The organism is Thiofilum sp. (assembly GCF_016711335.1).
In the GTDB taxonomy this organism is placed as follows: domain Bacteria; phylum Pseudomonadota; class Gammaproteobacteria; order Thiotrichales; family Thiotrichaceae; genus Thiofilum.
Map to the genome: position 1 here is coordinate 19,730 of NZ_JADJTF010000004.1, position 21,610 is coordinate 41,339.

Here is a 21,610-nt window from a genome sequence, read left to right on the forward strand (position 1 = left end):
AAGCGGAGTATATCACTGGACTAAAGGTAGTTTGAGTTAAACTTAAAATATTCAGCCCTATTCAACTCGGCAACACCCATTTATACCCCACCCCATACACCGCTCGAATCAAATCATGTTCAGGCAATAGCTGCTCTAACTTGCGGCGTAAATTTTTAATATGACTATCCAGCACTCGCTCGGATACTTCGTGATTCGGCTCATAAAGCTGATCTAATAATTGCGCTCGACTATAAACTCGCTCTGGATGCTGCACCAAATAATGCAATAAACGAAATTCAAAGGGCGTGAGATCCAATACTTGCCCTTTTACTCTAGCTTCTAAACGTTCGGGATCAGTACTAATTAATTCCATTGTATTAGTAGCCGGTATTTGAGTACGGCGTAAAATGTTTTTAATTCTTGCTACTAATTCACGCTGACTATAGGGCTTACAAATATAATCATCCGCCCCCAATTCCAAACCACGCAGCCGATCTAATTCGGTCACTTTTGCCGTTGCCATAATCACCGGAAGGGCGCTAAAGGTGCGCAACTCGCGATAAATCGACAAACCATCGCGCTCTGGCAACATTAAATCCAGCACTATTAAATCGGGATTATATTGCTTTACCCACTCAATCACCCCTAAGCCTTGATGGAGCCAATGTGCCTGCATGTCATTATGAATGAGATAATCCATTAAAACAGACGCTAGTTTGGGTTCATCTTCCACAATTAAAATTAAGGGTTGTGCTTTAGACATTATTTTCCCTCCTGATAGGGCAACACGACCCTAATTCGTAAACCACCTAAGGGCGAAGGTTCAGCCGCAATCATACCCTGATGCGCAGTCACAATCGCTTTAGCAATTGCTAATCCCAGACCAGAGCCACCTTTAGAACGTTGACGCGATGCATCAACCCGATACAAACGCTCAAACAAATAGGGCAATGACTCACTAGGCACAGCAGGCGGCGTGTCATCTAATAGGACTTGTACCGTGCGTTGAGCGGGATTGAGCTGATAGGTGATTTTGATCAGCCCGCCGCTATCGGTATAGCGCACACTATTAGTTAGGAGATTGACCCATAATTGTTTCAGCCACTGAGCATCCCCTGCTATCTTAATGGGCGCTACAGCTTCCAGCTCTAGGGTTAAGCCTTTGTCCTGAATTAAGGCTTGAATACTCACCACACTATGAGCGATCACTTCATTCAGTATCAATGCTTCACGCTCAAGTACTAATTCACCCGAATCCGCCCGTGCTAGATAATGCAACTCCTCCACCAATTGCCCTAAGCCCATAATCTCCTGATGCAAAGACTCAATTGCTTTGAGATTAAGCGGGCGCACTCCATCTAATAAGGCTTCACTCTCACTTTGCAACACCGCCAAAGGAGTACGTAATTCGTGGGAAATATCGGTAATCCATTGCTGCTGGTTAATCGCATTGCGCTCTAGAGTCTCAGCCATTTGATTAAAATGCTGTGCCAATTGCCCTAACTCATCTTGGCTAGTGATGGGAATACGGGTATTGAGTTTATGCTCTGCAAGCTCTTGCGTGCCTGATTTAAGCAATTGAATCGGCTTTAAAAAATGGCGTAATAGCAACCAACTTAAAACCAAAGCTAAGCCTGCTGCTACTAATATAATCCAATATAAATGAGTACTTTGCTGCTTAATAAAGGCTTCTGCCAATTCATCCGTAATCGGTTGTCCTTGACGCACCACTAGCCAACCCACCGTTTGCCCTAGCTGAATTACAATAGGAAACTCAGTCAAGGTTTGCCCTTGCTCCAATTGTTTAGCTAAGGGATCACCTACTATAAACTGGTGATGTTGGTCAAACAGGCTTAGGCGCAAAATAAGGGGGAGTGCACGCTTTTTAATACGCGGTTCGGGTAGCTTTTGGGGCGGCGGTAGATCGATATTAGGCTCTAATTGAGCAATGAGTTGATGCCAATTTCTATCTTGCGCTTGTAAGGCTTGGAAGCTACCTTGTTGCTCATAATAGCGGGCGAGCTGTTGAGTGAGACTCTTAGCCTTCGCTAATTCACTATTATGGAGATACTCAGCAAAGCCCGTTTTAAAACTCCATTGGCTAAAAATCGCCATTATCAGCACCATGACCCCACTCGCTCCTAACAGAGTGAGAAATAATTTATGAAAGATTTTCAGTGTCATAGTGCTTAATGTCCGCTATGTTTACCCCTATAGCTTACTTGGGTACTTTGCAAATAGTGTGTCTTACTGGCTTAATGCGAGTACTTTTTTAATTCAATGGCTCTTATGAACTGGTTAGCGCATTTACATTTAGCGGCTCTGGTACAGGCTGATCCTGCCAGTAGCTTATTGCCTGACCTGATTAATACCCGTCACTTGCACCAGTTTACTCCCGAACAACAATACGCGATTAGTGTACATCAAGCGATTGATCGCTTTACCGATCAACACCCCCAAGTCAAAGTGAGCAAACAACGCATTACCCCACCCTTTACGCGCTTTGCGGGTATCTTGATTGACGTTTTTTATGATTACTGTTTAAGCCAAAGCTGGGAGTTTTACGCCACTGCATCCTTAAATGAGTTTATTCAAGCGACTCATGTGCAACTCGCTCAGACACGAGATTTACCTAATCCTGCGCCCACTATTATTAAGCACTTAATCGAGCAACACTGGTTAAGCTCTTATCAAACCCTAGCAGGTATTGAATTAAGCTTAGTACGTATGTCCAAACGGTTTAAGCGCCCAATTCAACTTTCAGGAGCGGTTGAAAATCTAAGGCTCATTGAAACCGAGCTAATGGACGATTTTAATCAGTTTTACCCTGAACTGATGGCACATATTCAAGCCATTTCAATAGGTTTGCCACCTAAAGGCCCTAATTGACGCCGCCCATTAAAACGGCAATTGAGTACTTCGCAGTGATTTTTACACAATCCAGAACGCTTAGGTGTCCAGCTATCGGTCTGATAAGCATGCTCTAAACGCTTATGCCAATGCACAATTTGCTCACTAATGGCTGGAATATCTTTGCGCTCAATCTTGCCCTTTTTTTGTAATCCCTCTCCGGTATACACATAGCAAAAATATAAGGTGTGCACTTGGGGAAAGCGGGCAAAGATTAATAAAGCATTCCATTGCAACTGCTTAGGGTCGTAATATTGCTCTTTAAACTTCCCCGTTTTCCAATCAATTAAGACCGCCACCCCTTGATCATTAATACAAATAAAATCATTGCGCCCGCGAATTAAACCATTAGGGTCAGTCCATTCTAATACCTGACCGTCTTTAGACATATTGAGTTCGTGTTCGATATAGACTTGAGAGGATTTAGGTTTGTATTGATCAATAATCTGTTTGATATGCTGAAAATGGCGCTCTGGATCATCGTAATCACTGCTGGGCATAGTAGCGATTTGTGCATATCTAGCATACTCCTCGGCTAAAGCATGAATTAAGGAGCCAAATAGGGTCGCGGGAGTGTCCTGTTTAATCGCTTCTTTCGTGACATAGAACGCTTGATAGGCTCGCTCACAAGCAATAAAGGTATTCAAACTGCTATAGGTAGGGGTAAAGGGCAACGACATAAACAAACAGCTCATCATAGGGGTATGGAGGAGCATAACACTAGCGCCTTAACCTTTCATCTTAAAGGCTTTACCCTAGTCTAATAGCATGCAAGAGACTGTAATATAAAGGATTGCTATTGTTAGCATTACGTGGCACATTGCGCCTGTTTATTGTTAGCGCGTAGGATTTTGGTATGACCACTTTACAAGATATTGCGGATTACTTAGGGCTATCACGCGCTACAGTGAGTCGGGCATTAAATGGTTATCCCGAAGTCGGTCAAAAAACCCGTGAACGGGTACAAGAAGCCGCGCTTAAACTTAACTACCAACCCAATCTCAATGCACGCCAATTAGCCACCGGACGCTCTGGCATTATTGCCATGATGATGCTACTAGAACACAACCAAATCCAAGACCTCAATCAGCTAGAGTTTATGACTAATCTCACCTTAGCGATTGAAAAAGGTGGCTTGGATATGGTGTTTCATGTGGTTACTCAAGTGGATGATTTAGAAGCCTATCGGCGCTTACTCAATCGCGGTGCGGTCGATGGAATGATTTTAAATCGCCCTCATGCTGATGATCCCCGCATCCCACTGTTGCAAGCCGCTAATATGCCCTTTGTGATGCACGGTCACAGTGATGCCAAGGTTTCTTATGCTTATTTTGATATTGATAATAAAGGGGCTTTTGCCGAAGCAACCGAGCTATTGCTGAATTTGGGACATCGTAATATTGCTTTTATTAATGGTCCAGAGCGTATGTCCTATGCTAATCAACGGTTGCAAGGGGCATTAAGCCAATATAAAAAGCTTAAAATTGACGCTAAAACCTTTATGCATATACCGACTGATTTAACCGAAGCAGCAGGCTATCACTGGGCGATGCGAGCTTTGAGCGGTGAACTGAATGATAAACCGACCGCGTTTTTATGCTCCACCACTTCACAAGCGGCGGGGGTGTATCGCGCAGCGGCGCAGCATTCATTAGTAGTCGGTAAAGATATTGCGGTCATTGCCCATGATGATGATTTACCCCACTGGCAAGCGACTCAATTTGAACCACCTTTGACGGTGACCTATGCGCCGATTCGGGATGCGTGTGAACCCTTAGCTACTATAATTATTGAACTGATAGCAGGCGCTAATCCGCTCAAATGGCAGCAGATGACTCAGCCACAATTGATAGTGCGTGAATCGACACAGGCTTTGGCAAGCCATTAGTCTAAGGAAAATAGCAACTAATACCTGAAGGCAAAAAGGGGATCTGCTTAATCCTCTACTCTACACTTTCTGTCGAATTGTGTTTGAAAGTGTAGAGCACTATGAAAACTCCAACCCAATTATGAATAACCTTTCCTCTACCTTCTCTGGTTTAAATAAAAGCCAATTTAGTCCTAACCTTAAACTTAAAAACCATTAACCTTGCAACTAATTTTTATATTATCAACCAATCTTTAACTTAATTGATAAAGCAAATTTTAGTGGTGTTATTTGAACCGAATGATACGTAAATAACTACCTATCAACACACTAGCCATGTACACATTACTTTTTTAAGCCTAAAAACCTTTTCAAGCTGATTGACTTCAATCAAAATTTTTATGAATTTTTTATAAAAAATATAGGCATTGTTTTTCAAGGAAAATTTAATTATTAGTTAGCCATGTATAAGGAAATACAGAAGATTATCAAGATAGATAGCAAAGGATTAATGCTGTCCATTTTGATCTCAAAAATAGGATTTAAATCTATGAAACAGTTTACCATTGCCGATTTATTTGAGCCTAAATCGAACCAATGGACTTTAAGAGGTGATTCGTATTTGTGGGATGAGCTACAAGCTTATTTCTCTGCGACCCCCTTGCCCGCCACCAGCCAAGAATTAGTAGAACTGATTAACGAGGCCTTTGAAATACTCACCTCACATCCCTTAACTGAGGATAAAACCTTTTTTATTGACAAACTTGCTAAGGGTGAAAGAACCAGTGGCGCAGTTTCACCCGCCTTTTGGCGTGAACGCGCCTTGCCTTTATTACAGTTACGTTATGAACACGCGTTTGAACCTTAAATACCCAGCACGCATCAGAGGCACTCGCTATACTAAGCCCCTTTGCTCACTTAGGGCTGATAATGGTTTATTGGTTATTATTTTGGAGTGCGCTCTTGGCTGCTACGATTGTACCCGCACAATCCGAGGCCGTATTAGCAGGTTTGATCATTCATGCTCCAGACCAAGTTGTTTTATTAGTCAGTATCGCCACCATAGGTAATACCTTAGGTTCGATTATTAATTGGGGTTTAGGGCGTTATATTGAGCATTTTCAGGAGCGTAAATGGTTTCCTTTTAAACCTGAAACCATTGCCAAAGCACAAGCTATTTTTAAACGTTATGGTGTATGGATCTTATTATTAAGCTGGGTTCCTATTATTGCTGACCCTTTAACTTTAGTGGCGGGTTTAATGCGTATGCCTTTATGGCAGTTTATTATTTTAGTATTTATTGCCAAGGGTTTACGTTATATAGTGTTAGCGTGGTTAGTATTACAAGGAATTGCATTAAGTTAAATAAGTGCTTGAGCCAAAATACCTTAACTACCACAGCTATGAATGAGAAACTGCCTTAACGCTTCAGCGGGTTTCGCTAATAGCGCTCCCTTACCCCAAATCATACCGCTTTCCAAATGCGGAATGACGCCTAAAACCGGAATAGCCTCAATTTTGCTCCCTTCTAAAGACCAAGGTCGGTATACCATATCTGCTAAAATGGTCACTCCAAACCCGTGCGCAATCAGACCCCGCACAGACTCCATAGAACTGGTGCGAAAGGCAATAGTCGGCTGTAAGCCTTGCGCACTCCAAAAGCGTTTAGTAGCACTTTCGCCTTCATCGACAGTGAGTTGGATATAGGGGTAATCAGCAATATCTTGTAGTGAAGCAAACGCTTGTTTATGTAAAGGATGGTGGCTAGAAGTCCACAATTGACGCCGTGAACGTAATAACACATGCGAACTAAAGCGCTCGCGCTCAGTGCAATTCGATAGTAAAACCAAACCCAACTCTAACTCACCTGACAGTACACCTGCCTCTATAGCAGGGCGCTCCATATCCCTTAAATCCAAATCAATATCAGGGTAATGCTGTCGAAAACGGGCTAATAAAGGCGGAAGGAAATAACCCAGCAATGCATACGAAGCCCCTAGTGTAATCACACCTTTTAATTGATGGCGCTGAAAATGCGGCTCACTGATAGCAACTTCTAAATTTTCCTGAATTTGTTTAGCACGATGATAAAAGTTATAACCTTCAGCGGTTAATACCACACCGTAAGGATGGCGCTCAAAGAGCTTAACCCCTAGTGCTTCTTCTAAATGTAAAATAGCATTGGTGACGGTCGATTGAGCCACATGCACCTTTTTAGCTGCCATTAAAATCTGTCCAGTCTCAGCCGCTGCAATAAAATAGCGTAACTGACGTAAGCTAATATCAGAATTCACTACGCGCTCCTGTGTTGCTCTATCAACTAATTAATTTATGGTAGGCCCATAAAAACTATGTACTAATGAGTGAACTTCATAATATGTTAGCGTAAAGCCGTTTTTAAACTAAACACTTAGCTCTCACAGTCATCTAGGAGGATTAATAATGAACGTACTAAAACCTAGTCTAAAGCACAATTATATCAATCGCTTAATGTTATCTAGCCTAGTGGGTCTAGGTCTAATCACCAGTGTACAAGCTGCCAAAGTTCCAGAGGGCACTAAACTCGCTGAGGTACAGGAAATAGTACGCGGTAATGGTGCTGAGCCTGCCACATTAGATCCTCACAAAAATGAAGGTGTGCCTGAATCCAATATCTTGCGTGATTTATATGAAGGCTTAACCACTACCGATGAAAACGGTCAAATCCGCCCTGCTGTAGCCGAAAGCTGGGAAAGTAAAGATAATCAAGTCTATACCTTTAAATTACGTAAAGATGCCAAGTGGTCCAATGGCGATCCAGTCACCGCTAATGACTTTGTGTATGGTTTCCAACGCGTAGTCGACCCTAAAACCGCATCGCCTTATGCTTCGTTTATGGAGTTAGCGCACATTACTAATGCGGCTGCGATTACCAAAGGGGAAAAACCTGTTACTGATTTAGGGGTTAAAGCATTAGATGATCATACCCTTGAAGTAACCTTAGATACGCCCTTGCCCTATTTCATTATCATGACTGCGCACACTACTATGTATCCTGCCAATAAAGCAGTGATTGATAAATTTGGTGATAAATGGACTGCACCCGAAAACTTCGTAGGCAATGGTGCTTATAAGCTCTCTACATGGGTAGTCAATGAAAAAATAGAAGCAGTACGTAATGAGCACTACTGGGATAACGCGAATAGCGTCATTAATAAAGTCACTTATCTACCTATTGAAAGCCAAGTCACCGATATGAACCGCTTTTTAGCAGGTGAAGTGACCTATATCTATGAAATGCCTAATGAGCATTTTAAACGCCTGCAAAAAGAGCATCCCGAGTCGGTTAAAGTCACGCCTTACCTCTGCTCTTATTACTATGAATTTAATAATAAAAAACCACCTTTTGATAATGCTAAGGTACGCCAAGCGCTGTCCTATGCGATTAATCGTGATGTATTAGTAGACTCGGTAGTCGGCAAAGGTGAGAAAGCCGCTTATATCTTTACGCACCAAAACACAGCAGGGTTTCAACCAGAGTTACCTGAATACTCCAAATTCACTCAATCCGAACGCGACGAAAAAGCTAAAGCTCTATTAGCCGAGGCAGGTTTTGGACCTGATAAGCCTTTATCATTCACTTTGCTCTATAACACCAGCGAAAACCACAAAAAGATTGCATTAGCGGTCGCTGCTATGTGGAAAAAGGCTTTAGGGGTTGATGTCAAACTAGAAAACCAAGAGTGGAAAACCTTCTTAGATACTCGACGTAATGGCAATTATGATGTGGCGCGTGCAGGCTGGTGCGGTGATTATAATGAGCCTTCAACTTTTTTAAGCACGCTAGAAAGTACTAATTCTACTAACTATGGTAAGTATAACAGCGCTGAGTTTGATCAATTCTTAGCAGATGCAGTGAAGGCTCCTACGGTCGAAGAGCGCAATACTATTTATAACAAAGCGGAAGCAGTACTCGCTAAAGATATGGGTATTGCCCCTGTGTATCACTATGTCAATGCACGCTTAGTGAAGCCTAATTTGGGGGGCTATCCTATAAATAACGCTGAAGATAAGATTTACGCTAAGGACTTGTATCTGATTGCTGAATAAAGGGGTCTAGTATGGTTAAGTTCATATTGAAGCGCCTCTTAGAAGCCATACCTACTTTACTGGTCTTAATTACCATCACCTTTTTTATGATGCGTTTTGCTCCGGGTAGTCCTTTTACCAGTGAACGCGCGATGTCACCTGAGGTTATGCATAATATTGAGGCTAAATACGGTTTGGATAAACCTGCTTGGCAGCAGTATTTTAGCTACCTAGGTAATTTGGCTCAGGGTGATTTAGGTCCTTCGTTTAAATATAAAGATTATACAGTCAATGATTTGGTGGCACAGGCTTTCCCTGTGTCCGCCAAAATTGGCTTGCTAGCCTTTGTATTTACCCTAATTAGTGGGGTCGCTATAGGTACACTCGCGGCTTTAAAACAGAATACTTGGCTTGATTTTACCCTTATGTCCTCCGCTATGGCGGGGGTCATTATGCCCTCCTTTGTGCTCGCCCCGTTATTGGTTTATATCTTTGCCATACGTTTGGGCTGGCTACCAGCGGGGGGGTGGAATAATGGTCAATGGCAATATCTAATTCTGCCTATTCTAGGGATGTCTTTACTGTATGTGGCCTCCTTCGCCCGCATTATGCGGGGCAGTATGATCGAGGTGATGCACTCCAATTTCATTCGTACTGCAAAAGCTAAAGGTATTCCGTTTTATCGTATTGTGCTCCAGCATGCCCTGCGTCCCGCTCTGTTACCTGTGATTTCGTATACGGGTCCGGCGTTTGTGGGCATTATCACCGGATCAGTAGTGATTGAAACCATTTTTGGTTTACCCGGACTTGGCAAGCTCTTTGTTAATGGCGCACTGAATCGTGATTACTCGTTAGTGTTAGGGCTAACCATTTTAATAGGAGCCTTGACTATTTTATTTAATGCCATTGTAGATATTTTGTATGCAATGGTTGATCCACGTATTCGCTACTAGGAGGATGATCATGCTAAGCCTAACAAAGAGAACGCCACCATGATTAAATCGTCTAGTCGTGAAGCCGTTAATCAATTCGCTGATCAAGTGGCTGAAGTAGCAGGGCGTAGTCTGTGGCAAGATGCTAGACGCCGCTTTATGCGCAATAAAGCGGCAATGATCAGTTTGATTATTTTATTGCTAATGACCCTGTTTATTTTAGTCGGAGGTCAATTCAGTAGCTATAGCTTTGATGAACCCGATTGGGCGTCAATGGGAACGGAGCCTTCCCTTGAAAACGGTCATTACTTTGGTACGGATACTCTAGGGCGTGATCTTTATGTGCGCACCTTACTAGGGGGGCAAATATCGCTCATGGTGGGGGTATTAGGTGCATTAGTAGCCGTTTTAATTGGCACACTTTATGGCGCTGCTTCTGGTTTTCTGGGCGGTAAAATTGATCAGATTATGATGCGCTTATTGGAAATCCTGTATGGGATTCCTTTTATGTTTTTGGTCATTTTATTAGTGACCTTTTTTGGGCGTAATATTTTTCTAATCTTTGTCGCATTAGGGGCTGTGTCTTGGTTGGATATGGCGCGAATAGTACGCGGGCAAACATTAAGCTTAAAACATAAAGAGTTTATTGAAGCAGCTCATGTTTATGGTGTTTCTAAGTGGCACATTATCACGCGCCATATTGTGCCTAATGTATTAGGTATTGTCGTAGTTTATGCCACCTTACTCGTGCCTAGTATGATCTTAACCGAATCATTTTTGAGCTTTTTAGGGTTAGGTGTGCAAGAGCCTATGACGAGTTGGGGTGCATTGCTGCAAGAAGGCTCACAAACGATGGAAGTAGCGATTTGGCAATTATTATTCCCAGCAGCATTTATGGTCATTACCCTATTTTGTTTTAACTTTTTGGGTGATGGCTTACGTGATGCACTTGACCCTAAAGATCGTTAAGGAGTGCTCATGTTACTCAGCGTCAAAGACTTAAGAGTCGAGTTTAGTACTCCTGATGGTAAGGTAACTGCGGTTAATAATTTAACCTTTAATCTGGCTCAAGGTGAAACACTAGGCATTGTGGGCGAATCCGGCTCAGGTAAAAGTCAAACCGCTTTTGCTCTGATGGGACTACTCGCTCACAATGGTCAAGTAGCAGGCAGCGCTCAGTTAGAAGGGCGAGAAATTCTGTATTTACCGGAAAAAGAGCGCAATAAAATTCGTGCTCAGCAAATCGCTATGATTTTCCAAGACCCTATGACTTCACTTAATCCCTATATGAAAGTAGGTAAGCAGCTCACTGAAACCTTAAAAATTCATAAAGGTATGAGTGAACGTGAGGCCGAACAAGTCGCTATTAAGATGCTTGATGCGGTCAAAATCCCCGAATCGGCTAAACGTATGCGTATGTATCCGCATGAATTTTCCGGTGGTATGCGTCAGCGTGTGATGATTGCGATGGCGTTACTATGTGAGCCTAAGCTATTGATTGCTGATGAGCCGACTACTGCATTGGATGTGACGATTCAAGCGCAGATTTTGCACCTACTTCAGGAACTCAAGCGCGACTTTAATACCGCGATTATTTTGATTACTCATGATTTAGGCGTGGTAGCAGGCTTATGTGACAAGGTATTAGTCATGTATGCAGGACGCACTATGGAATATGGGAGCGTACAAGATATTTTTTATCAACCCACGCACCCTTATACCCAAGGCTTACTCAATGCAGTACCGCGCCTTGATAGTAAAGGGCAAGAGCTAGCCACCATTGGAGGTAATCCGCCTAATTTATTGCGTTTGCCTCAGGGTTGCCCCTTTCAACCGCGTTGTGATATAGCTCAAGCTATGTGTGCTACCCAAGCTCCGGCTTTAACTGAATTTGCCCCCCAACGCTTACGCGCTTGCCATATTCCGGTATCGGAGCTGCACCATGACTAATACCACTCCTCTACTTAAAATCAATGATTTAAGCGTACAGTTTGCAGTCAAACGTGAGCATGCGTGGTTTTGGGAAGCACCTGCTCAATTGAAAGCAGTCAATCAAGTATCGTTTCAGGTGTATCAAGGTGAGACTTTAGGGATAGTGGGTGAGTCTGGCTGCGGTAAGTCCACTCTGGCACGCGCTATTATTGGTTTAGTCGCACCGCATTCGGGTACTATGCTGTGGTTAGGGCAAGATTTAACACTCATGACCGCAGCCGAGCGCCACGCTAATCGGCAACAAATGCAAATGATCTTTCAAGATCCCCTAGCCTCTCTAAATCCGCGTATGACCATAGGCAATATTATTGCCGAACCCCTGATTACCTTTAAGCCTAAACTCTCTAAGGTGGAAGTGATGGATGAGGTTAAAGCGGTGATGACTAAGGTCGGGTTATTACCTAATCTAATTAATCGCTATCCGCATGAATTTTCTGGTGGGCAATGTCAACGTATTGGTATAGCTAGAGCCTTGATTTTAAAGCCTCAGCTCATTATTTGTGATGAACCTGTCTCTGCTCTAGATGTGTCGATTCAAGCGCAAGTAATTAATCTACTCCAAGCATTACAAGCCGAAATGGGCTTAAGCTTAATTTTTATTGCTCATGATCTTTCGGTAGTGAAACACATTAGTGATCGTGTTTTAGTCATGTATTTAGGTAATGTAGTGGAGTCTGGTGAGGCGCGTACTTTATTTGAAAATCCGTTGCATCCTTATACTCAAGCACTGATGTCAGCCGTACCGATTCCTGATCCACAATTAGAGCGACGAAAAACTATTCAATTATTAGAAGGTGATCTACCCTCCCCGCTCAATCCTCCGTCTGGATGTGTGTTTAGAACACGTTGTCCGATAGCTATGCCGCAATGTGCTGAGCAAAAGCCTATATTGACGGGTGATGATTATCATGCAGTGAGTTGTTGGAAAGTTAATTCTTAAAGCACTTAAGGAATACTTTAAGCAATTAGAGTATTCCTTATACTATTACCTTTACTCCCAAAACCACTTACGTGCTTCGCACTCCACCTCATAGCGTGTGAGACCAATATCGCGCAATTGTTCATTGGTTAAATCTAATAACTGCGCTCGTGTTTGCTGTCTTAGGCGTAACTTGCGCCAATGGATGAGGGTGTACCAAGTAATACTAAACAATTGCCAGAACCTCTTAGCTACTTGATCTATTAGGAGACGCATAGTGGTTTTTGGTTCTTTGGCCCTCTGTTCCTGCCTATTACAGACTACTTTAGTTAAAGATAAGGTTTTCATAGCTTTATATCCCAATTTATTGATTACATTAGCTTAGAATATTTACCGTACCCATTACAGATTCAGAATTTTAATTATTTTACTGTTACAGATTGGTTTATTTAACGCTGTCATGTTAGCCTTAAACCAAATCTGTCATGGTAAAAAAACTATATTTAGGTTATTTCATGAAACTGTATGAATCAATTGCAGATACCTTACGTGAACGTATTGAGCAGGGCTTTTATAAGGTAGGAGATAAATCACCCTCTGTGCGTATACTCAGTGCCGAACGCAAGGTTAGCCTTGCAACAGCTCAACAAGCACTCTGGTTACTAGAACAACAGCAATATGTAGAGGTGAAAGCTAAATCAGGCTTTTATGTGAAAGCACCTCAAAGTGCCACATCCATACCGCAGATTAGTCGCCTTACTCAATATCCTTTAGAAGTATCTCAGTGGGATGAAGTACTAGCTTTATTATCTTGTCGTGAGCAGCCCAATATTCTCAATCTCGGACGTGGCCTATGTGATGTCACAGTGCCTACTTTAAAACCTTTAATGCGCTTATTAAGCGATAACATCAAAAGTCGGGGACAACAATTATTAGCTTATGACTCACTTCCGGGGCAATTAGCGTTACGAGACCAAATTGCTCGCCTTGGAATTGTTTCTGGTACACAAATTCAAGCACAAGATCTTATTATTACCACTGGCTGCCAAGAAGCTTTGTCTATTAGTATTCAAGCTGTTACCAAACCCGGAGATGTAGTAGCTATCGAATCACCATGTTTTTATGGTGTTATGCAAATCCTTAATGCTCATGGTCTCAAAGCTTTAGAAATACCTACACATCCAACTCATGGTATGAGCTTAGAAGCACTAGAAATGGCTCTAGATCAATGGCCTATCCGCGCTATTATGGCTATTCCAGCTTTTAATAATCCTTTAGGCTCTTGTATGCCTGATGCCAATAAACAACGCCTTTTACAACTTGCCCAGCATTATGATGTCCCCATCATTGAAGATGATATTTACGGTGAATTAGCCTACAAGCAGCCACGCCCCCGTACTATTCAATCTTTTGACCAAGAAGGTAGAGTGATCTTATGTAGCTCATTTACTAAAACAGTAGCAGTGGGTTTGCGGGTAGGGTGGATTGTGCCCGGACGTTATCGTAATCGTATTCTACATTTAAAATATGTGGGTACAGCTTCTGCGGTGTCTATGACTCAATTAGCTATCGCTGATTTTATTGAACAGGGTTATTTTGAGAGACATCTGCGCAAAGTACGCCAGCAATATCAAATGGGACGCGATGTGGCTATTCGCCTTATCAAGGAGAGTTTTCCAGACGGCACTCGTATTAGTTTTCCAGAGGGTGGATTTATTATTTGGGTAGAATTACCTCATGGTTTTGATGCAGTGCAATTAGATAAACGTATGATGCAACACCATATTAAAATCACTTCCGGTAGTGTATTTTCAGCTTCAGGCAAATATCGAAACTGTATCAGAATTAACTACACTCGCGCTGCATTAGATGAAAAGATACAAGCCGCTATCCAATTAGTAGGAAAAGAAGCTCAACAATTAATGAACAGCTTTTAGTAAAGGCTAACTCTGGTAAAAGTAAGCATTAGTCATTACTGATATTTGAAAAACACATAGCTAATGTCAATTTATATCATTTTACGATAGAGCGGTTATTTCTTAGTATTTTACTCATAATAAATGCTGGAAGGAGTACCACCACATGACCGCTAAATTACCTAGTCAGCTACTACTGGACGATAAATACACCACGCTTAAAGGTCGGGCTTATATGAGCGGCACTCAAGCGCTAGTACGACTGCCTATGCTGCAAAAAGAATTAGACCGTCAAATGGGCTTAAATACCGCAGGCTTTATCTCTGGTTATCGTGGCTCACCCTTAGCAGGCTTTGACCAACAGCTATGGAATGCTCAAAAACACCTGACTCAACATGATGTTATCTTCCAACCCGGCTTGAATGAAGACCTAGCAGCCACTGCCGTTTGGGGTTCGCAACAATTAAACCTCTATCCTAATGCTAAATACGATGGCGTCTTTTCTATGTGGTATGGCAAAGGTCCGGGCGCAGATCGTTCCACCGATGCCATTAAACATGCCAACTCAGCCGGAACCTCGAAACACGGTGGTGTGCTCATGGTGGTAGGTGATGATCATGCGGCTAAATCCTCCAGTATAGCCCACCAATCAGAACACCTATTAGCCGCTAGTGGCGTTCCCGTTTTATACCCGTCTGACGTACAAGAAATTATTGATTTTGGTCTACATGGCTGGGCGATGAGTCGTTATTCAGGCTTATGGGTAGGCTTAAAATGTGTTACTCAAGTGATTGAAACCTCCTCCTCAATTGAAGTTGATCCTGAGCGCGTCAAGATCGTATTGCCAGACGATTTTACTATGCCAGAGGGTGGCTTAAATATCCGTTGGCCTGATCCACCGCTGGTACAAGAAGCACGAATGATTAATTACAAATGGTATGCTGCATTAGCCTATGTACGAGCTAACCGTTTGAATCGCATCGTAATAGACTCACCCAAAGCTCGCTTTGGTATTATGACCGCAGGCAAAGCCTACCAAGATGTACGCCAAGCCTTAAACGATTTAGGACTAGATTTAGCAGCGTGTCGCCGCTTAGGGATTCGTGTGATGAAGGTCGGTTGTGTGTGGCCTTTGGATGCACACGATGCACGACACTTTGCCGAAGGTTTGGACGAAATTCTGGTTGTAGAAGAAAAGCGTCAAGTACTCGAATATGCCCTAAAAGAAGAACTGTATAACTGGCGCGAGGATGTACGCCCTAACGTGTATGGTAAATTTGCTGCTCGTGATGGTGCAGGCGGCGAATGGTCAGTACCTCGCAGCGAATGGTTACTGCCTGCTACTGCTGAACTCTCCCCTGCTTTAGTCGCTAAGGCTATTTCACGACGCTTGTTGACAATGGAATTGCCACAAGACATTCGTACTCGTGTCGTGGAACGGATGCGTATTATTGAGCAAAAAGAGCATGAGACAGCTAAACCTCGCGTAACTACCGAACGTAAGCCTTGGTTCTGCTCAGGTTGTCCGCACAATACTTCTACCCGTGTGCCCGAAGGCTCCCGCGCTTTGGCAGGTATTGGCTGTCATTACATGGTCAACTGGATGGATCGCAATACCGACACCTTCAGCCAAATGGGCGGCGAAGGAGTAGCATGGCTGGGGCAAATGGCGTTCACTAAAGATCAACATGTCTTTGCCAACTTAGGTGATGGTACTTATTTCCACTCAGGGCTATTAGCGATTCGCGCTGCGGTAGCGGCTAAGGCCAATATCACTTATAAAATTCTTTTTAATGATGCCGTCGCTATGACAGGCGGGCAACCTATTGATGGCACACTAACCGTCCCACAATTAGTAGCTCAAGTCCAAGCGGAGGGTGTGGCTAAAACCGTAGTAGTCACTGACGATCCTACTAAATATCAAGATCCACTCAATCGTCTACCAACTGATGTTGAAATTTTCCATCGGGATGAACTTGATGCGGTGCAAAAACGCTTACGCGCTACCACTGGCACGACCGTTTTAATTTACGAGCAAATGTGTGCCACAGAAAAGCGTCGCCGTCGTAAGCGTGGACTCCTACCTGAACTCACCAAACGCACTATTATTAATCAAGCCGTGTGCGAAGGTTGTGGTGATTGTTCTCTGCAATCCAATTGCTTATCTATCGAGCCTGTGGACACACCGCTGGGCACTAAGCGTCAAATCAATCAATCTACCTGTAATCAAGACTTTTCTTGTGTGAAGGGTTTTTGCCCCAGCTTTGTAACCATTGAAGGCGGCAAATTGCGTAAGCCCAAAGGAACCGAGTATGAACTTCCTAATCTAGATGATTTACCCCCTCCTAAGTTACCTAGTTTAGATCATCCGTATCGAATTTTAATCACAGGTGTGGGTGGAACAGGCATTGTGACGGTAGGGGCACTGCTTGGTATGGCAGCACACCTTGAGCATAAAGGCGTGACCGTACTCGATATGGCGGGGCTAGCTCAAAAAGGCGGTGCGGTACTGTCGCATGTACAAATTGCTAATGAGCCACATCAACTCAATGCTAGCAAAATTGCTACGGGCGAGGCCAACTTACTACTAGGCTGTGATGCGATTGTTTGCGCTTCTCAGGAAGCACTCAGTATGACGCTGAGCGGATTAACTCAAGGCGTAATTAATAGCAGCGAAACACCTACGGCTGAATTTATCACTAATCGCAATTGGTCATTCCCCGGAACCTCTATTGCGCATGATTTACAAACCAGTATGGGGCAAGCCGCCGAATTTTTAAATGCTAATGACTTAGCTCTGAAATTATTAGGTGACACTCTATTTGCTAATAGTATGTTAATGGGTTATGCATGGCAAAAAGGCTGGATACCGCTAAAACGTGAAAGCATTATGCAGGCTATTTATTTAAATGGTACTCAAGCTGAGAAAAATGAGCAGGCATTTATCTGGGGTAGTTATTTTGCTCATCAGGGTAATACAGGTGACTATTTAAAACGTGCTCCTCTAAAAAATATGCCTGAATTAGATTTAGCCAGCTTAATGCAATTACATCGTGATTTGCTCACTCACTATCAAAATAAAGCTTATGCCGAACGCTATACCGCTACACTTAAACCTTTACAAGAAGCTGAAAGGCGTTTGGGTCTAGATCAAAACTTACCTTTAACTCGTGCTGCTGCTAAAAACCTAGTGCACTTAATGGCGTATAAAGATGAGTATGAGGTCGCAAGGCTTTATACCAGTATCGATTTTAAAGCACAATTAGCGCAAACCTTTGAAGGTGAGTTAGGTCAAGATTATGAATTAAAGTTGAATTTAGCACCACCCTTCTTAGCTAAAATAGGCAGCGCAGGCAAACCTATTAAACAAGAATATGGTACATGGCTTTATAAAGCATTTCCTCTGTTAGCTAAGCTCAAAGTGCTACGTGGTACACCACTAGATATGTTCGGCTATACTCAAGAGCGGCAACAAGAAAGGTTTTTAATCAAAGAATACAGTGACTTAATTCAACAAGCGACTCTTAAGCTAACAGCGACTACTTATAATGCAGTATTGGAACAGCTCAATGCTTATGATCAAATTCGGGGCTACGGTCACATTAAGGCCGCATCGATTCAACGTATGAAAGAAAGGCAACACAGTAGTTAATTAATAAATATAACCTCTTATTGGATTCCTCTTAAGTACTTCTAGCGTATACTAGGAGTACTTCTTTTTTTAAAAATCTTTTATGCTTTACATCAACTTAGTCGCTTATCAGATTGATCTCTATTACGCGTGGCAAAAAGTGTTTCAAGGTATATCTAATGTCATAGTGGTTGATGGCGATATTTTAAAACAAAAAGCTGATGCGTTAGTGAGTCCCTCTAATAGTTTTGGTTATATGGATGGTGGTTTAGACCTAAAAATATCAGAAACCTTGGGCTGGCATATTGAAGAGCAAGTACGTGAAGTTTTATTAAAAAATCATTATGGTGAATTACCAGTAGGGCAAGCTATTATAGTTCCTACTCAGCATACTCAATTTCCTTATCTGATTAGTGCACCCACTATGCGAGTGCCTATGGATGTGTCTAATACCGTTAATGCCTATTTAGCTTTTAAAGCAGTATTACAAGCGGTTGAGCAGTTTAATCAAAAGAACTCCTATGCTATTAAATCCATTGCTTGTCCGGGCTTAGGTACAGGTGAGGGTAAAATGCCTGCACTATTATGTGCTAAGCAAATGCGAGCAGCCTATGATGTGGTAATGAATAAACAGATATTAACTGAAGGCGGTTTAGCTAGCGCGGTAAGAAATCATATGCAGCTAATAGATGAGCAAGCGTAGTATAATATCAATCTCAATAACGCTCTAGATACTGTGATATGACAACCCCGACTGTAAATTCCATCGCTGAATTGCTTGATTGCATACATCAACTTGATACACAACGACGACAGATCATTGCTATTGCTGCTCCTCCGGCTGCGGGTAAAAGCACCTTGGCACAAAGGCTAGTTGAGGCAATCAATCAAAAACAGACAGACAGCGCCAAAGTTATCCCTATGGATGGCTTTCATTTAGATAATCGAGTGCTTTCAGAGCGTGGATTATTAGCCCGCAAAGGTGCTCCTGAAACTTTTGATACTAAAGGCTTTATACATTTAATTAAACGCCTCAAAGTAGAATATGAAGTCGTCATTCCTTTATTTGATCGTGAGCGTGATATAGCCATTGCGGGGGCGGATATAGTACGAGAACAGCATAAACTATTAGTAGTAGAGGGTAATTACTTATTATTAAATAGTGCGCCTTGGAGTGAATTGCATGAATTATGGGATTTGAGCATTTGGATTGAGGTAGAAGAAGCGGTCTTAGAGCAACGCTTGATTGAACGCTGGTTAAGTTATGGTTTTAATAGTGAGGAAGCCAAAGCTAAAGCACTTTTGAATGATTTACCTAATGCTAGAAAAATCATAAATGAATCTATTAAGGCTAAGTATACTCTAGTCATTCGCTAAAAAGCTTAGTTATTAATTATTTGTAGAGACGTTTAATAACGTTAGTAAGGCTTTTATTCTTTAGGCTAACTCTTTCAGTAGAGAGTTTAGTAATGGTTTAAGGAAACAATCGCTATTGAAGATAAACTACTTAATTAGCATATTAAACAGCAAAGAGCTAAGGCTTAGAAGCCGCTACCGTAGATTTAGGACTATTATCTAAAATCAATTTAATTCTATCGAGTAAGACCTGCTTAGTTTGAAGATTTTCTTCTTGCTCGGAAGCACGAGTGTACCACTTTAAAGCTTCGGTTTTATTTTGTAAAATTCCATCGCCTTTATTATACATCTCTGCTAATTTAAATTGTGCTGTTAATTCGCCTTGTTGAGCAGAGGCATAAAACCATTGTAATGCTCTAGTTTTATCGCGTTTAATAGCCTCGCCTTGATAATACAATAAAGCCAAATTTAATTGCGCCTCGGCATCATCCAGTTCTGCGGCGGCAGTATACCATTTTAAAGCTCGTTTTTTATCTTTAGGCATACCATCACCTTGATCATACATCAATGCCAAATTATATTGCGCCGCACTATGTTGTTGCTGAGCTGCTTTTAAATACCAAGCTACTGCTTTGTGATTATCCTCTTGAACACCATCACCCTCATCATACATCAGTGCTAAATTATATTGAGCCGGTGCATAATGTTGTTGTGCTGATTGAGTAAACCAATACAGTGCTTGCTTAGGATTTTTATTAACTTCATCACCCGTACTATATAATACCCCCAAACTATATTGTGCTACCTTATCTCCTAAATCAGCCGCCTTTTGATAGTATTGTAAAGCTAGCGCATTACTCGCCTCTACCCCATCACCATAATAATACAAATAACCCAAACGATAATAAGCCAATCCTGCGCCTTGCTTTAAGGCTTGATTTAACCAATAGTGTGCTTTCTCAGGGCTAGCTGCAATACCCGAACCATAATGATTTAATAAGTAAAGTTTTAATTGGGCATCTAGGTGATTATGCTCTGCTGCTTGCAATAGCCATTCCTGAGCTAATACAGAATTAGGCGATACACCTTCACCATTATAATAAATACTGGCTAATTGTAATTGTGCCATGACATGCTGTTGTTCGGCCGCACGCGTAAGCCACAATAAAGCCAGTGCTTTATTTTCTTCCGTCCCCAAACCCACATCAAAACGTTGACCTAAACGATATTGAGCCTCGATATAACCCTGATTCGCTGCTTGCTTAAGCCAATAGAGGGCTTGCTCTTTATCTTCAAATCTTGCCTTACCATTAAATAAATACTCTGCCAATTTAAATTGCCCCAAGCGATCACCTTGTTGGGCAGCTATTTGATACCAATATAAAGCTTGCAATGGCGATTGCTGTACTCCTCTACCTTCTTCGTAGGCAACACCTAAATAAAAGGGAATAAAGCCCGTTGTATCAAAAGCGCCGTCAGCTAAAAGGGTAAATTGAGTGGTTTTAGGTAGCGAGGAATCTAAGGCTTTGACTATTTGCCAATGATTAATAAAGAGTTCAGTAGAGGATTGATTAGAGAAATGATTAAAACGGCAAAAAGATTGAAAAGGACTGGGGAATAAATAGCTTTTAGAACACCATAGGGCGAGTCGGGTACGTTCTTTGGGTTGAATTATACCTTGTAACTTTATTAAGTCGTGCTGCATAGCCCAATTATTACTAGGCAGCATTAGCTCTTGAATGTGTTTAGCATGCACATAACCTCGTGTGCCACAACTATAGGTCTGATACCAATCATTATAATAGTGCACTACTACTAAATGCTCGCCCCCTTTTAATTGGCATTGCACTTTACCCTCTAAGGCTGGGCGTTCATAAATTTGCACCTCAGGCGTAAGCAAATGCACTTCATAGCGCTCATCAGCACTCAGCAAGGTAAAACTTAATAATAAAATTAGCCCAACCCAGTATTGCATCATTATCAATTATGATTATTACAGGAAAAATTTATTATCATCCTAGCTCATCCTCTAGTCTG

General features: G+C 42.1%; 19 protein-coding genes. 13 read left to right on the forward strand and 6 right to left on the reverse strand.

Going from position 1 to position 21,610, the window contains the following annotated elements:
• Positions 1 to 61: 61 nt before the first annotated feature.
• Both IPL34_RS19230 and IPL34_RS19235 read right to left on the reverse strand, forming a co-directional pair.
• The gene (locus tag IPL34_RS19230) at positions 62 to 745 is read right to left on the reverse strand and encodes a response regulator (RefSeq protein ID WP_296843152.1); all 684 of its coding nucleotides are present in this window, start codon (positions 743 to 745) and stop codon (positions 62 to 64) included.
• Entirely contained in the window at positions 745 to 2,109 is a 1,365-nt protein-coding gene (locus IPL34_RS19235; protein ID WP_296843153.1) for an ATP-binding protein, read from the reverse strand. The genes IPL34_RS19230 and IPL34_RS19235 overlap by 1 nt, the downstream gene beginning before the upstream one ends.
• A gap of 162 nt (positions 2,110 to 2,271) precedes the next feature.
• Here IPL34_RS19235 and IPL34_RS19240 point away from each other — a divergent pair, with 162 nt between their 5' ends.
• Positions 2,272 to 2,871 (forward strand): ACP phosphodiesterase, encoded by a 600-nt coding sequence (locus IPL34_RS19240; RefSeq protein ID WP_296843154.1) that lies wholly within the window; start codon positions 2,272 to 2,274, stop codon positions 2,869 to 2,871.
• Here IPL34_RS19240 and IPL34_RS19245 read toward each other — a convergent pair.
• Positions 2,829 to 3,608, reverse strand: a complete 780-nt coding sequence (locus tag IPL34_RS19245; RefSeq protein WP_296843155.1) for a PD-(D/E)XK nuclease family protein — start codon at positions 3,606 to 3,608, stop codon at positions 2,829 to 2,831. The two genes, IPL34_RS19240 and IPL34_RS19245, sit on opposite strands and share 43 nt — an antisense overlap.
• Positions 3,609 to 3,748: 140 nt before the next feature.
• Here IPL34_RS19245 and IPL34_RS19250 point away from each other — a divergent pair, with 140 nt between their 5' ends.
• The 3 genes from IPL34_RS19250 to IPL34_RS19260 all read left to right on the forward strand — a co-directional run bounded on the left by IPL34_RS19250 (position 3,749) and on the right by IPL34_RS19260 (position 6,124).
• The gene (locus IPL34_RS19250) at positions 3,749 to 4,780 is read left to right on the forward strand and encodes a substrate-binding domain-containing protein (RefSeq protein WP_296843156.1); all 1,032 of its coding nucleotides are present in this window, start codon (positions 3,749 to 3,751) and stop codon (positions 4,778 to 4,780) included.
• A gap of 529 nt (positions 4,781 to 5,309) precedes the next feature.
• Positions 5,310 to 5,627 carry a hypothetical protein gene (locus tag IPL34_RS19255; RefSeq protein WP_296843157.1) on the forward strand — a complete coding sequence of 106 codons (318 nt, stop codon included), beginning with the start codon at positions 5,310 to 5,312 and terminating at the stop codon, positions 5,625 to 5,627.
• 62 nt (positions 5,628 to 5,689) lie between these two features.
• A complete protein-coding gene (locus IPL34_RS19260; protein ID WP_366931106.1) occupies positions 5,690 to 6,124 on the forward strand; it encodes a YqaA family protein in 435 nt (144 codons plus the stop codon).
• Positions 6,125 to 6,147: 23 nt separating this feature from the next.
• Here IPL34_RS19260 and IPL34_RS19265 read toward each other — a convergent pair whose 3' ends face one another.
• On the reverse strand, positions 6,148 to 7,053 hold the full coding sequence (locus IPL34_RS19265) for a LysR family transcriptional regulator (protein ID WP_296843158.1): 906 nt from the start codon (positions 7,051 to 7,053) through the stop codon (positions 6,148 to 6,150).
• Positions 7,054 to 7,201: 148 nt separating this feature from the next.
• On the opposite strand from IPL34_RS19265, the gene IPL34_RS19270 reads away from it, so the two are divergent.
• From IPL34_RS19270 to oppF, 5 genes are read left to right on the forward strand one after another with little or no spacing between them, the layout of a single operon-like run.
• Positions 7,202 to 8,848: an ABC transporter substrate-binding protein gene (locus IPL34_RS19270; RefSeq protein WP_296843159.1), complete on the forward strand. Its 1,647-nt coding sequence runs from the start codon at positions 7,202 to 7,204 to the stop codon at positions 8,846 to 8,848.
• An 11-nt stretch (positions 8,849 to 8,859) separates the two neighbouring features.
• Positions 8,860 to 9,780, forward strand: coding sequence for an oligopeptide ABC transporter permease OppB (gene oppB, locus IPL34_RS19275; protein ID WP_296843160.1), 921 nt, complete (start codon positions 8,860 to 8,862; stop codon positions 9,778 to 9,780).
• A 39-nt stretch (positions 9,781 to 9,819) separates the two neighbouring features.
• Complete coding sequence (gene oppC / locus IPL34_RS19280) at positions 9,820 to 10,728, forward strand: oligopeptide ABC transporter permease OppC (RefSeq protein ID WP_296843161.1); 909 nt, start codon at positions 9,820 to 9,822, stop codon at positions 10,726 to 10,728.
• A 9-nt stretch (positions 10,729 to 10,737) separates the two neighbouring features.
• Positions 10,738 to 11,709, forward strand: coding sequence for an oligopeptide ABC transporter ATP-binding protein OppD (gene oppD / locus IPL34_RS19285; RefSeq protein WP_296843162.1), 972 nt, complete (start codon positions 10,738 to 10,740; stop codon positions 11,707 to 11,709).
• The gene (gene oppF, locus IPL34_RS19290; RefSeq protein WP_296843163.1) at positions 11,702 to 12,691 is read left to right on the forward strand and encodes a murein tripeptide/oligopeptide ABC transporter ATP binding protein OppF; all 990 of its coding nucleotides are present in this window, start codon (positions 11,702 to 11,704) and stop codon (positions 12,689 to 12,691) included. The genes oppD and oppF overlap by 8 nt, the downstream gene beginning before the upstream one ends.
• A 51-nt stretch (positions 12,692 to 12,742) precedes the next feature.
• Here oppF and IPL34_RS19295 read toward each other — a convergent pair whose 3' ends face one another.
• Complete coding sequence (locus tag IPL34_RS19295) at positions 12,743 to 13,018, reverse strand: DUF1127 domain-containing protein (RefSeq protein ID WP_296843164.1); 276 nt, start codon at positions 13,016 to 13,018, stop codon at positions 12,743 to 12,745.
• 167 nt (positions 13,019 to 13,185) lie between these two features.
• On the opposite strand from IPL34_RS19295, the gene IPL34_RS19300 reads away from it, so the two are divergent.
• The 4 genes from IPL34_RS19300 (at position 13,186) to IPL34_RS19315 (ending at position 19,594) form a co-directional block, all read left to right on the forward strand.
• Positions 13,186 to 14,607: a PLP-dependent aminotransferase family protein gene (locus IPL34_RS19300; protein WP_296843165.1), complete on the forward strand. Its 1,422-nt coding sequence runs from the start codon at positions 13,186 to 13,188 to the stop codon at positions 14,605 to 14,607.
• Between the two features lie 145 nt (positions 14,608 to 14,752).
• Entirely contained in the window at positions 14,753 to 18,238 is a 3,486-nt protein-coding gene (locus tag IPL34_RS19305) for an indolepyruvate ferredoxin oxidoreductase family protein (protein ID WP_296843166.1), read from the forward strand.
• An 82-nt stretch (positions 18,239 to 18,320) separates the two neighbouring features.
• Positions 18,321 to 18,920 carry a macro domain-containing protein gene (locus tag IPL34_RS19310; protein ID WP_296843167.1) on the forward strand — a complete coding sequence of 200 codons (600 nt, stop codon included), beginning with the start codon at positions 18,321 to 18,323 and terminating at the stop codon, positions 18,918 to 18,920.
• A 38-nt stretch (positions 18,921 to 18,958) separates the two neighbouring features.
• Positions 18,959 to 19,594 carry a nucleoside/nucleotide kinase family protein gene (locus IPL34_RS19315; RefSeq protein WP_296843168.1) on the forward strand — a complete coding sequence of 212 codons (636 nt, stop codon included), beginning with the start codon at positions 18,959 to 18,961 and terminating at the stop codon, positions 19,592 to 19,594.
• Between the two features lie 157 nt (positions 19,595 to 19,751).
• Here the strand turns inward: IPL34_RS19315 and IPL34_RS19320 are convergent, their stop codons facing one another.
• The gene (locus tag IPL34_RS19320) at positions 19,752 to 21,551 is read right to left on the reverse strand and encodes a tetratricopeptide repeat protein (protein ID WP_296843169.1); all 1,800 of its coding nucleotides are present in this window, start codon (positions 21,549 to 21,551) and stop codon (positions 19,752 to 19,754) included.
• Positions 21,552 to 21,610 lie beyond the last annotated feature (59 nt).

Coding starts and splice junctions, on each gene's coding strand:
- IPL34_RS19235 (WP_296843153.1), bottom strand. CDS start 2,109: ATGGTGCTGATAATGGCGATTTTTAGCCAATGGAGTTTTAAAACGGGC.
- IPL34_RS19305 (WP_296843166.1), top strand. CDS start 14,753: ATGACCGCTAAATTACCTAGTCAGCTACTACTGGACGATAAATACACC.
- IPL34_RS19260 (WP_366931106.1), top strand. CDS start 5,690: ATGGTTTATTGGTTATTATTTTGGAGTGCGCTCTTGGCTGCTACGATT.
- IPL34_RS19245 (WP_296843155.1), bottom strand. CDS start 3,608: ATGCTCCTCCATACCCCTATGATGAGCTGTTTGTTTATGTCGTTGCCC.
- IPL34_RS19315 (WP_296843168.1), top strand. CDS start 18,959: ATGACAACCCCGACTGTAAATTCCATCGCTGAATTGCTTGATTGCATA.
- oppC (WP_296843161.1), top strand. CDS start 9,820: ATGATTAAATCGTCTAGTCGTGAAGCCGTTAATCAATTCGCTGATCAA.
- IPL34_RS19230 (WP_296843152.1), bottom strand. CDS start 745: ATGTCTAAAGCACAACCCTTAATTTTAATTGTGGAAGATGAACCCAAA.
- IPL34_RS19240 (WP_296843154.1), top strand. CDS start 2,272: ATGAACTGGTTAGCGCATTTACATTTAGCGGCTCTGGTACAGGCTGAT.
- IPL34_RS19250 (WP_296843156.1), top strand. CDS start 3,749: ATGACCACTTTACAAGATATTGCGGATTACTTAGGGCTATCACGCGCT.
- IPL34_RS19255 (WP_296843157.1), top strand. CDS start 5,310: ATGAAACAGTTTACCATTGCCGATTTATTTGAGCCTAAATCGAACCAA.
- oppF (WP_296843163.1), top strand. CDS start 11,702: ATGACTAATACCACTCCTCTACTTAAAATCAATGATTTAAGCGTACAG.
- IPL34_RS19320 (WP_296843169.1), bottom strand. CDS start 21,551: ATGATGCAATACTGGGTTGGGCTAATTTTATTATTAAGTTTTACCTTG.
- IPL34_RS19295 (WP_296843164.1), bottom strand. CDS start 13,018: ATGAAAACCTTATCTTTAACTAAAGTAGTCTGTAATAGGCAGGAACAG.
- oppB (WP_296843160.1), top strand. CDS start 8,860: ATGGTTAAGTTCATATTGAAGCGCCTCTTAGAAGCCATACCTACTTTA.
- IPL34_RS19270 (WP_296843159.1), top strand. CDS start 7,202: ATGAACGTACTAAAACCTAGTCTAAAGCACAATTATATCAATCGCTTA.
- oppD (WP_296843162.1), top strand. CDS start 10,738: ATGTTACTCAGCGTCAAAGACTTAAGAGTCGAGTTTAGTACTCCTGAT.
- IPL34_RS19300 (WP_296843165.1), top strand. CDS start 13,186: ATGAAACTGTATGAATCAATTGCAGATACCTTACGTGAACGTATTGAG.
- IPL34_RS19310 (WP_296843167.1), top strand. CDS start 18,321: ATGCTTTACATCAACTTAGTCGCTTATCAGATTGATCTCTATTACGCG.